The organism is Nonomuraea sp. NPDC005983 (assembly GCF_040614375.1).
GTDB lineage: Bacteria > Actinomycetota > Actinomycetes > Streptosporangiales > Streptosporangiaceae > Nonomuraea.
Map to the genome: position 1 here is coordinate 50,580 of NZ_JBEXUP010000043.1, position 11,294 is coordinate 61,873.

At 72.4% G+C, this 11,294-nt stretch carries 8 protein-coding genes; 6 read left to right on the forward strand and 2 right to left on the reverse strand.

What is annotated here, in order from left to right:
* Positions 1 to 2: 2 nt before the first annotated feature.
* Positions 3 to 1,472, forward strand: a complete 1,470-nt coding sequence (locus ABZ297_RS20370; protein ID WP_355348122.1) for an amino acid permease — start codon at positions 3 to 5, stop codon at positions 1,470 to 1,472.
* 46 nt (positions 1,473 to 1,518) lie between these two features.
* Here the strand turns inward: ABZ297_RS20370 and ABZ297_RS20375 are convergent, their stop codons facing one another.
* Positions 1,519 to 3,621 carry a 3-hydroxyacyl-CoA dehydrogenase NAD-binding domain-containing protein gene (locus tag ABZ297_RS20375; protein WP_355348125.1) on the reverse strand — a complete coding sequence of 701 codons (2,103 nt, stop codon included), beginning with the start codon at positions 3,619 to 3,621 and terminating at the stop codon, positions 1,519 to 1,521.
* Positions 3,618 to 4,802 (reverse strand): thiolase family protein, encoded by a 1,185-nt coding sequence (locus ABZ297_RS20380; RefSeq protein ID WP_355348128.1) that lies wholly within the window; start codon positions 4,800 to 4,802, stop codon positions 3,618 to 3,620. Before ABZ297_RS20380 ends, ABZ297_RS20375 begins: the two co-directional genes overlap by 4 nt.
* A 386-nt stretch (positions 4,803 to 5,188) precedes the next feature.
* Here ABZ297_RS20380 and ABZ297_RS20385 point away from each other — a divergent pair, with 386 nt between their 5' ends.
* The 5 genes from ABZ297_RS20385 to ABZ297_RS20405 all read left to right on the forward strand — a co-directional run.
* Positions 5,189 to 6,406, forward strand: coding sequence for a hypothetical protein (locus ABZ297_RS20385; RefSeq protein ID WP_355348130.1), 1,218 nt, complete (start codon positions 5,189 to 5,191; stop codon positions 6,404 to 6,406).
* A 66-nt stretch (positions 6,407 to 6,472) separates the two neighbouring features.
* A complete protein-coding gene (locus ABZ297_RS20390; RefSeq protein ID WP_355348133.1) occupies positions 6,473 to 7,474 on the forward strand; it encodes a LacI family DNA-binding transcriptional regulator in 1,002 nt (333 codons plus the stop codon).
* Positions 7,471 to 8,244: a TIM barrel protein gene (locus ABZ297_RS20395; protein WP_355348136.1), complete on the forward strand. Its 774-nt coding sequence runs from the start codon at positions 7,471 to 7,473 to the stop codon at positions 8,242 to 8,244. Before ABZ297_RS20390 ends, ABZ297_RS20395 begins: the two co-directional genes overlap by 4 nt.
* 30 nt (positions 8,245 to 8,274) lie before the next feature.
* The gene (locus ABZ297_RS20400; protein WP_355348139.1) at positions 8,275 to 9,210 is read left to right on the forward strand and encodes an alkaline phosphatase family protein; all 936 of its coding nucleotides are present in this window, start codon (positions 8,275 to 8,277) and stop codon (positions 9,208 to 9,210) included.
* A gap of 130 nt (positions 9,211 to 9,340) precedes the next feature.
* The coding region (locus ABZ297_RS20405) for a PEP/pyruvate-binding domain-containing protein (protein WP_355348142.1) at positions 9,341 to 11,294 on the forward strand (1,954 nt) is incomplete at its 3' end.

Below are 11,294 nucleotides of genomic sequence, written 5' to 3' on the forward strand. Positions count from 1 at the left end.
CTGTGGATATCTTTCGCACCAAGAGCGTCGAGCAGTCGATCCGCGACACGGAGGCGCCCGAGCACCGGCTGCGAAAGCGCCTGACCGCCCTCGACCTGACGGTCTTCGGCATCGGCGTCATCGTCGGCACCGGCATCTTCGTGCTGACGGGGCAGGTGGCCAAGCAGACCGCGGGCCCGGCCGTGGCGCTCTCCTTCGTCGTCGCGGGCGTGGTCTGCGGGCTGGCCGCGCTCTGCTACGCGGAGTTCGCCTCGACGATCCCGGTGGCCGGGTCGGCGTACACCTTCTCGTTCGCCACGCTGGGGGAGTTCCCCGCGTGGGTGATCGGCTGGGACCTGATGCTGGAGATGGCCCTGGCCGCGGCGGTGGTCGCGGTCGGCTGGTCCGGCTACTTCGCGTCCCTGATGAACTCGATCGGCGTCCACCTGCCCGACGCGATCGCGGGCGAGAACCCCGTGGTGAACCTGCCCGCGATGGTCATCGTGCTGCTCCTCACGGTGGTCCTGGTGGCGGGGATCAAGCTGTCGTCGCGGGTCAACCTGGTCATCGTGACCATCAAGGTGGCGGTGATCCTGCTGGTCATCGTGGCCGGGCTGTTCTTCGTCAAGGCCGCCAACTACTCGCCGTTCATCCCGCCGGCGCGGGCGACGCCGGCGGTGGCGGGGTTGAAGGCGCCGCTGATCCAGGTGCTGTTCGGCGTCACCCCCGTGGCGTACGGCGTGATCGGCGTCTTCTCGGCGGCGGCGGTCGTGTTCTTCGCCTTCATCGGGTTCGACGTCGTGGCCACGGCCGCGGAGGAGACCATCAATCCGCAGCGGGACCTGCCGCGCGGCATCCTCGGCTCACTCGCCATCTGCACGGTGCTGTACGTCGCGGTCTCGCTGGTCGTGGTCGGCATGCAGCGCTACGACCAGCTCAGCATCAAGGCGCCGCTGGCCGACGCCTTCGCCGCGGTCGGCCAGCACTGGGCGGCCGCGCTGATCAGCATCGGCGCGATCGCGGGCCTGACCACCGTGGTGATGATCCTGATGCTGGGGCAGACCCGGGTGCTGTTCGCGATGTGCCGAGATGGGCTGCTGCCGCGCCCGATGGCGAAGGTGCATCCCCGCTTCGGCACGCCCGCCCGCCTCACGGTGATCATCGGAGTGGTGTCGGCGCTGCTGTCGGGGTTCATCTCGCTGAGCGAGCTGGCCGAGCTGGTCAACATCGGCACGCTGTTCGCGTTCGTGGTGGTCTCGGCCGGTGTGATCGTCCTCCGCCGCACGCGGCCCGACCTGCCGCGCGCCTTCCGCACGCCGTTCGTGCCGGTGCTGCCGATCCTGTCGGTGCTGGCCTGCCTCTACTTGATGCTGAACCTGCCGATCGAGACGTGGCTGCGGTTCCTGGTCTGGATGGTCGTCGGCGCGGCGGTCTACTTCGCGTACGGCTACCGCCACAGCCGCGCGGCCAGGACCGACAGCTCGGCCGGCTGAGCGGGGAGAAAGAAGGCGCCGGCGCGGCGTCCGGCGCCTTCCACGGTCAGGCGGGCAGCGAGGCCACGCCCGGCGGCAGGAACCTCGGGTCGGACAGGCCGGCCCTGTCGAGGTACGGGGTGATCCCGCCCAGGTGGAACGGCCAGCCCGCGCCGAGGATCATGCACAGGTCGATGTCCTGCGCGGCGGCGACCACGCCCTCGTCCAGCATGAGCCTGACCTCCTCCGCCAGCGCCTCCAGCACCCGCAGCCGCACCTCGGCGGCCGTAGAGGGCGACGTGCCGCCCGCGAAGAGCGCCACCGCCTCCGGGTCGAGCGAGAAGTCTGGGCGGTAGACCCCCGGCTTGCCGGACGCGACCAGCTTGGCCATGTTCTCCGACACGCCGAACCGGCCGGGGAACGCCTCGTGCAGCGTCTCGGCCACGTGCAGGCCGACCGCCGGGCCGACGAGCTGCAGCAGCGCGAACGGCGTCATCGGCAGCCCGAGGTCGTCCAGGGAGTGCTCGGCCACCTCCAGCGGCGTGCCCTCGTCCACGGCGGCCACGACCTCGCCCATGAAGCGGGTCAGCAGCCGGTTCACCACGAACGCCGGAGCGTCCTTGACCAGCACCGACGACTTCTTCAGCGACCTGCCGACCGAGAAGGCCGTGGCCAGCGTGGCGTCGTCGGTCGAGGCGCCCTTGACGATCTCCAGCAGCGGCATCACGGCCACCGGGTTGAAGAAGTGGAAGCCCACCAGCCGCTCGGGATGCTCCAGCTCGGCGCCCATCTCCGTCAGCGACAGCGACGAGGTGTTGGTGGCCAGCACGCACTCGGCCGACACGACCGCCTCGACCTCGCGGAACACCTGCTTCTTGACGGCCAGGTCCTCGAAGACGGCCTCGATCACGAAGTCGGCGTCGGCGAAGGCGTCCTTGGTGAGCGAGCCCGTGACCAGTGCCTTGAGCCGGTTCGCCTGGTCGGCCGAGACCCGGCCCTTGGCCAGCAGCTTGTCGACCTCCGCGTGGACGTAGCCGACGCCCTTGTCGAGCCTGGCCTGGTCGAGGTCGGTCAGCACGACCGGCACCTCCAGGCGGCGGGCGAACAGCAGCGCCATCTGCGAGGCCATCAGGCCCGCGCCGACCACGCCGACCTTGGTGACCTTGCGGGCCAGCTCCTTGCCAGGCGCTCCGGCCGGCCGCTTGGCCCGCCGCTGCACCAGGTCGAAGGAGTAGAGCCCGGCCCGCAGCTCGTCGCTCATCAGCAGGTCGGCCAGGGCCTCGTCCTCGGCCGCGAAGCCGTCGTCACGCGAGGCCGTGCGGGCCTGGGAGATCAGGTCGAGCGCCCGGTACGGCGCGGGGGAGGCGCCGTGCAGCTTCAGGTCCACCAGGAAGCGCGCGTCGCCGACCGCCTTGTCCCAGTCGTCGCCGTCGTGCGAGGCCCGCTCGACGGTGACGTCCTCCTTCAGGACCCGCGACGCCCAGCGCAGCGACTCCTCCAGGAAGTCGGCCGGCTCGAACATCGCGTCGGCGACGCCCAGCTCGAACGCCTGCGGCCCCTTGATCATGCGGTTCTGCGACAGCGGGTTCTCGATCACCAGCTTGATCGCGTTCGCCGGGCCGATCAGGCGGGGGAGGAGCTGCGTGCCGCCCCACCCGGGCACCAGGCCGAGGAAGCACTCGGGCAGCGCGACAGCCGGCACCCCGGAGGAGATCGTCCGGTACGTGCAGTGCAGCGCGATCTCCAGCCCGCCGCCCATCGCCGCGCCGTTCACGAACGCGAACGACGGGATCGGCAGCTCGCCCAGCCGCCGGAACACGTGGTGCCCCAGCGCGCCGATCGCCAGCGCCTCCTCGCGCGTCGCCAGGGTGGCCGCCCCCTTGAGGTCGGCGCCGACGGCGAAGATGAACGGCTTGCCCGTGACGCCCACGGCCACCAGGTCGGTGCGCGCGGCGATCTCGGAGATCGCGCCGTTCAACGCGAACAGGCCGCGTGGGCCGAACGTGTTGGGCTTGGTGTGGTCGAAGCCGTTGTCGAGGGTGATCAGGGCCATCGTGCCCGCCCCGCCGGGCAGTTCCACGTCGCGTACCAGGGCCTTGGTGACGACTTCGTCCGTGTCGCGCTCGGTGAGCAGCGAGCGCCAGGTGTCGAGTTCCACGAGGTTGCTCATGCCAGGTTCTCCCAGATCACGGTGCCGCCCATGCCCATGCCGACGCACATGGTGGTGATGCCGTAGCGCACGTCGGGGCGCTCGCCGAACTGCCTGGCCAGCTGCGTCATCAGCCGCACTCCCGAGGAGGCCAGCGGATGGCCGAACGCGATCGCGCCGCCGTAGGCGTTCACGCGCGGGTCGTCGTCGGCGAGGCCGAAGTGCTCCAGGAAGGCCAGCACCTGGACGGCGAAGGCCTCGTTGATCTCGAACAGGCCGATGTCGGAGATCGACAGCCCGGCCAGCCGCAGCGCCCGCTCCGTGGACGGGATCGGCCCGACGCCCATCACCTCGGGGTCCACGCCCGCGAACGCGTACGACACCAGCCGCATCTTGGGCCGCAGGCCGAGCTCCTCGGCGGTGGGAGCGGCGGCCACGATGCAGCCCGTGGCGCCGTCGTTGATGCCGGAGGAGTTGCCCGCCGTGACGTGCCCGTGCGGGCGGAACGGGGTCTTCAGCCCGCTCAGCGCCTCCATGGTGGTGCCCGGACGGGGAGCCTCGTCCTCGACCGCCAGGCCCCAGCCCTTCTCGGCCGTCCTGATCGCGGTGGGCACCAGGTCCGGCTGGATCTTGCCGTCGGCGTACGCCTTGGCGACCTTCTCCTGCGACAGCACCGCGTACGCGTCCGCGCGCTCCTTGGAGATCGTCGGGTAGCGGTCGTGCAGGTTCTCCGCCGTCATGCCCATGACCAGCGCGCTCGGGTCGACCAGCTGCTCCGACAGGAAGCGCGGGTTCGGGTCGACGCCCTCGCCCATCGGGTGGCGTCCCATGTGTTCGACGCCGCCGGCGATCGCCACGTCGTACGCGCCGAACGCGATGCCGCCCGCGACCGTGGTGACCGCGGTCATCGCGCCCGCGCACATGCGGTCGATGGCGTAGCCGGGCACGGTCTTGGGCAGCCCTGCCAGCACGGCGGCCGAGCGGCCGATGGTCAGGCCCTGGTCGCCGATCTGGGTGGTCGCGGCGATCGCGACCTCGTCCACACGCTCGGGCGGCAGGTCCGGGTTGCGCCGGATCAGCTCGCGGATGACGCGGACGACCAGGTCGTCGGCGCGGGTCTCCGCGTACAGCCCTTTCGGTCCCGAGCGGCCGAAAGGCGTGCGCACGCCGTCGACGAACACGACGTCACGAGAGGAAGGCACGGATTCGCTCCTCGTTCTGGATGGGGTTCCCCACCTATGCTACTCGCCAGTAACCAACGTGCAGACGAGGGCGGCGGCCAGCGTGGGCGGCGCGCCGAGGAAGAGCGCCAGGGTGATCAAGGGGCGCCCGGTTGTCAGAGGGGCGGTCAGGGCGGGGGAAGGCGGCGTGACCGGCGGGCCTTGCCCGATCGAGGGGGCGCTGAAACGGTTGACAGGCCGTGTGATGGAAGAAAAGTGAGGTGTTGGAGTGAAATTTCCGGACAAAAGATGGACGGATCTGTTATGAAAGGTCACGGTCCGCATTCGTACTAGAGAGGTCCACCGTGGCGCGCGACGAGAACGACAGGCCCTATGAGGATGCGCAGGGGAGGCCGTTAAACCCGGAGATGACCGGCGACGTGCTGTCGCCGCGTTGGAGCACGGACGACACCGATGAGCAGCCGGCCATCGTGGTGTCGGGCAACGAGACCTACATCCTGCCGCCCGGTACGGGCGTCCCCGAGAAGTACGTCCCGCAGGAGGCCGGCGGCCCGCAGTTCACCGAGGGCGAGGCGTACTCCGCGCGTGCCGGCAGCCCCGACCTTCTGGACGCCGACCCCTTGGACGCCGACAAGTCCCGCGCGGACGTCGGCGCCATCCGCCCGGACGCCGACCTGTACCGCTCGGACGCCGATACCTTCCGGACTGACGGCGACCCCCTTCGTGTGGACGCCGACGCCTACCGCTCGGACTCCGGCGCGTTCCGCACCGACGCCGACGCCTACCGTTCGGACTCCGGCGCCTTCCGTCCGGACGACGACTCCTTCCGCTCGGACTCCGGCGCCTTCCGCGCCGACGACGACTCCTTCCGCTCGGACTCCGGCGCCTTCCGCACCGACGGCGACGCCGGCCGCGACAACCGGTACGCCGACGGCGACGACCCCTCCTACCTGCCGCTCGACAAGGGCTTTGAGGCCCACGACGACGACCAGGACGCCCCCAGGCGCGGCTTCCTGGGCTCCGGCTGGTCCGACCCCGACGGTGACCGCGGCAAGCATGGGGACCTCGAGCACGGGGACAAAGAGGTCCGCCGCCGGACCAAGCTCCTCGTCGCGGCCGCCGCCGCGGTCGTGGTGCTGGGCGCGGGCGCGGGCTGGATGCTGACCAGCACGTCCTCGGACGACCCGTGCTCGGGCGGCCACTGCGCCAGCGTCGGGCAGGTCGGCACGCCGGAGAAGTCCGCGACTCCGGAGGAGGCCGAGCAGACCGAGGAGCCCCTGGCCGATCCCACGGAGTCGGACACGCCGGAGCCGGAGATCTCGCAGACCAAGGCGCCGGTCCCGACGGCGACCAGGGTCCGGCCGACCCGTGAGCCGTCCGCGCGCCCGACGCCCACTCGCACCAGCGTCGCGTCGGCGAGGCCGACCCACCGGTCCACGTCCGAGGCGAAGACGTCGATCAAGGACAGCTCGGACGACACCAGCGTGCGGGAGCAGCAGCGCGAGACCGAGCAGCCGAAGCCCGAGCAGCAGGAGACCACCCAGCCGCCGGCGACGCAGCAGCCGGCCCCGACCCCGACCCAGAGCCAGAAGGGGCTGTTTGATTACCTGTTCCCCTGGGCCTGAGACATGTAAGGATGCGGACCCAGGTGCCGGTCTGGCACACTGGGAAACCGCTTTCCGGGAGGTCTCGTGGTCACGCTGGAAGACGTCGCCAGGCAGGCGGGCGTCTCGCTCGCGACCGCCTCGCGCGTGCTCAACGGCAGCACCCGCCAGGTGGGCGCGGAGTTGCGGGCCCGTGTCGAACGGGCCGCCGACGAGCTGGGCTACCGCGCCAACATCGCAGCCCAGACACTGGCCCGCGGGGCGAGCAACGTCATCGGCCTGGTCGTCCACGACCTGACCGACCCGTACTTCGCCGCGCTGGCCGACGGGGCGATGCGCGCGGCCGCGGGCGAGGGCCTGCTCGTCATGGTGGGTACCACGCACCGCGACCCTGAGCAGGAGATCGCCTACGTGGCGACGCTGCACGCGCAGCGGGTGCGCGCCGTGCTGCTCGCGGGCTCGCGCGTCGCCGACCCCGAGGTCACCGGGCGGCTCCGCCAGGAGATCGCCCGCTACCTCGACAGCGGCGGCAGGGTCGCCTGCGTGGGCCAGGACCTGCTCGGCGTCGACACGGTCGCGCCCGCCAACCGCGCGGGCGCGGCAGCCCTGGCCCGCGCGCTCGCCGAGCTCGGCCACACTCGCTTCGCCGTGCTGGCGGGGCCGCCGCAGCTGATGACCGCCTCCGACCGGTGCGCCGGTTTCGTCGAGGCGCTGGACGAGCTGGGGCTGCCCAAGCCGCGCGTCGTCCACGGCGCGTTCGACCGCGACGGTGGTTACGCGGCGGCGAGCCAGACCGGCGACGCGACCTGCGTGTTCGCGGTCAACGACGTGATGGCGGTGGGCGCGCTCGCCGCCTACAGGGAGCGGGGCGTCCGGGTGCCGCAGGACGTCTCGGTGGCCGGGTTCGACGACATCGCCACGCTCCGCGACCAGGTGCCCAGCCTGACGACGGTGCGGCTGCCGCTGAAGGACATGGGCGCGCGGGCGCTGGAGCTGGCGCTGACGGCGGAGGAGGCGGCCGTGGTGGAACAGGTGGCGGGCGAGGTGGTCCTGCGCGAGAGCGTGCGGGACGTGCGGGAGGCGCGATGAGGCTGGCGGTCAGCACGCTCGGGATGCCGGGCGAGGGGCTCGACAGGGCGATCGAGGTGGCCACCGTGAACGGGTGCCAGGGGCTGGAGCTGCGCCTGCACCCCGACACCGGCGTGCACAGCGGGCTCACGGGGCAACAGCGCCGGTCGGTGCGCGACCGCGTCGAGCAGGCGGGCCTGGAGATATCGGCGCTCGCCGGATACGTCAGGGTCTGTGAGCCGGGGCCGGACGAGCCGGTCGTCGAGGCGCTCCTCGCCGACCTGACCCTCGCCGCCGACCTCGGGGCTCCGGGCGTGCGGGTGTTCCCGCGCGGCGAGGACCCGGCCGTCGGTGCGCGGCGGCTCAAAGCCGTCTCGGGGACGGCCCGCGAGCTGGGCGTGCGCGCGCTCGTCGAGACGCACGACCTCATGGCCACCGGCGCGGCTGTGGCCAGGCTGCTCGACGAGGCCGCCAGCCCCGACACCACCGGTGCGATCTGGGATCTGCTGCACCCGTGGCGCAACGGCGAGGCCCCCGCTGACACGCTCGCCGCGCTCGGCCCCCACCTCGCCTACGTCCAGGTCAAGGACGCGGTCTCGGCTAAGAACACGACGCCGGTGCCGATGTGGACAGGGTCGGTGCCTCTGGACGAAGCTGGGGACCTGCTGCACGGGGCGGGCTACGACGGGTGGGTGTCGCTGGAGTGGGAGCGCACGTGGTATCCCCAGGTCGCCCCGGTCGAGGAGATCCTTCCGGGGGCGTCCGCCTGGGTGCGGCGTTTCGCTCCCTAGCTTGGAAGGAAGTCCCCCGTGTGTGACCCCGTGCGTGACCCTGTGCGTGACAAGGTGCTCGTCGTCGGCATGGACGGCCTGCGGTTCGACCGCGTCACCGCCGTGGCCCCGCCCGTCCTGGGCGGGCTGATGTCGTCCGGCGCGTACGGGACGAGCAGGCTGCCTTACGGCGAGGCCGCCGCGCCGCGTACCGAGTCTCCGGGGCAGGTCGTCCCGGAGGAGGGCGCGGCGCCGGGTGAGCGGCGGGAGGGCCGCCGGCTGATCAGGTCGCGCACTGACTCCGGGCCCGGATGGTCGTCGATCGCGACCGGGGTGTGGCCCGACAAGCACGGCGTGGTCGACAACGGCTTCGCCGGCCAGCGGTTCGCCGCGTATCCGGACTTCCTGACCCGCGCCAAGGCGGCCCGGCCCGAGCTCGACACCGCCGCCTTCTTCTCCTGGGCCGCGCTCGACGAGCACGGCGCGTTCAGCGCCGCCATCGACACCCGCCTGGTGCTCGACGGGTACGCGCTCACCTTCGCGGGCGCCGACAAGCAGGTCGCCGCGGCCGCCGAGCGCCACCTCGCGCAGGCCGATCCCGACCTCGTCTTCGTCTACCTGGGCGACACCGATGAGGTCGCGCACGAACTCGGCCCGCTCTGCCAGGAGTACGCCGACGCGCTGCACCTCCAGGACACCTACCTCGGCCGGCTGCTCGACGCCGTCCGCCGGCGTTCGTCCTTCGCCGGGGAGCGGTGGACGGTGCTGGTCACCACCGACCACGGGCACGTGGACGAGGGCGGGCACGGGGGCGTGTCCGACGAGGAGCGCACGGTCTTCGTGATCGCCGGCCGCCTGGGCGAGGAGCTCGGCGGCGCCCCGCTCGGCGAGCCGAGGCTGGTGGACGTGGGGCCGACCGCCCTCGCCCAGCTCGGCATCGAGCCGGAGTCGTCGTGGGGCCTCGACGGCCTCCCGCTCCGGTTCTGAGGCTCCCGATCCCCGCGACGTACCAGGTGCGATGACGGCTGTCCCAAGGCCTGTCATTCATCAAGTGTTGAATTTTCTCCCGAAAGGCGCGACACTCGTGGCGGGACGATGAAGGCCGGGAGTACACCTGATGAAGACGGCGCTGTGGTTCACCGAGATCGACGCAGGCATGCTCGCCGAGGTCGGCGGCAAGGCGGCCAACCTGGGCGAGCTGACCAGGGCCGGGCTGCCCGTCCCGCCGGGCTGGGTGCTGACCACGGAGGCGTACCGCCAGGTCGCCGAGGCGGCGGCGCTGGACGAGGTGATCGCGGCCGGTGACGACCTGGCGGCGGCGGCCAGGGCGCGGCTGCTGGAGACCCCGATGCCGCAGGCCGTGGCGGAGGCGATCCTGGAGGCGTACCGGGGGCTCGGCGACGCGCATGGTGACGGGCCTGGTGACGGGCCTGGTGACGGCGTGCCGGTGGCGGTCCGCTCGTCGGCGACGGCCGAGGACCTGCCCTTCGCCAGCTTCGCCGGCCAGCAGGACACCTACCTCAACGTGGTCGGCGAGCAGGCGCTGCTCGACGCGGTGCGCCGCTGCTGGGCCTCGCTGTGGACCGACCGCGCCGTCGCCTACCGCGACTCCAACGGCATCGACCACGCCTCGGTGCGGCTGGCGGTGGTGGTGCAGGTCATGGTGGACGCGCGGGTCGCCGGGGTGATGTTCACCGCCAACCCGGTGACGGGCAGGCGGCGCGAGTCGGTCATCGACGCCAACCCCGGGCTCGGCGAGGCCGTGGTCTCGGGCGCGGTCAACCCCGACCGTTTCGTCGTGGACTCGGCGACGGGCGACATCCTCGACCGTCACGCGGGCGACAAGCGCCTGGCGATCCGCTCGCTGCCCGGCGGCGGCACCGAACGCGTCGAGACCGCCCACGACGGCTTCTGCCTGACGGACGCGCAGGTCCGGGCCCTGTCGGCGCTCGGCGCCCGCGTCGAGGAGCACTACGGCGCTCCGCAGGACACCGAGTGGGCGATCGACGAGGGCGGGACGCTCTGGCTCACCCAGGCCCGGCCGATCACCACCCTCTACCCGCTGCCCCAGAGGCGACGAGAGGGCCTGCGCGTCTACTTCTCGGTCAACGTCGCCCAGGGGGTCATGGGGCCGTTCACCCCGATGGGCCTGTCGGCCTTCAAGCTGATCAGCGCGGGCGGCGCGGGCCTGTTCGGCTACGCCCCCCAGAACCCGCACGACGGCGCCCCCTTCCTCGCCGAGTCGGGCGGGCGGCTGTGGTTCGACATCACCACCGCGATACGCAGCCGCGCGGGCAGGGCCGTCCTCCCCAGGATGCTCACCCTCGGCGAGGCGCGCGCCGCGGCCGTGGTGGAGCGGCTCGTCCAGGACCCGAGGCTGTCGGTCGTCCACACCTCGCGCCGCCCGTTCGCGCGCGGCCTGGCGCGCTTCGCCCGCCGCGTGCACGCGCCCGCCCGGGTCCTGCAGGCGCTGACCAGGCCGGGCCGGGCGCTCGGTCACACCAGGCGGCTGGGCGCGGAGCTCGACAGGCGGCTGCACGTCCCCGCCGGAGCCGGCCCGGCCGAGCGGCTGGACCACGCGGAGCGCATGCTCAGGGGCGCCTTCCCGGTGATCGTCTCGATCATGCCGATCGTGATCACGGGTTACGGGCTGTTCGCGCTGGCGTCCAGGCTGTCCGGCGTGCCGATCGGCGAGATGCAGGACGTGCTGCGCAGCGTCCCCAACAACCCGACCACCGAGATGGACCTGGAGCTGTGGGCCCTGGCCACCCGCGTCGAGCCCGAGCCCTTCCGCGAGCACTCGGTCGGCGAGCTGGTGCGCCTCTACCGCGACGGACGGCTCCCGGCGAAGGCGCAGAAGGGCGTCGCGCGCTTCCTGGAGAGGTACGGGCACCGCGGCGTCGCCGAGATCGACCTGGGCGTGCCGCGCTGGTCCGACGAGCCCGCGCACATCTTCGGCGTCCTGGCCAACTACCTGCGCATGGAGGACGCGGGAGAACTGGCCCCCGACGCCCTCTTCGCCAGGGGCGCGGCGGCGGCCGAGTCGGCGGCGGCCCGCGTCGTGGCCGCCG

Bases quoted from the DNA above. Each gene is read 5' to 3' on its own strand.
- ABZ297_RS20395 (WP_355348136.1), top strand. From the start codon at position 7,471: ATGAGGCTGGCGGTCAGCACGCTCGGGATGCCGGGCGAGGGGCTCGAC.
- ABZ297_RS20375 (WP_355348125.1), bottom strand. From the start codon at position 3,621: ATGAGCAACCTCGTGGAACTCGACACCTGGCGCTCGCTGCTCACCGAG.
- ABZ297_RS20385 (WP_355348130.1), top strand. From the start codon at position 5,189: ATGACCGGCGACGTGCTGTCGCCGCGTTGGAGCACGGACGACACCGAT.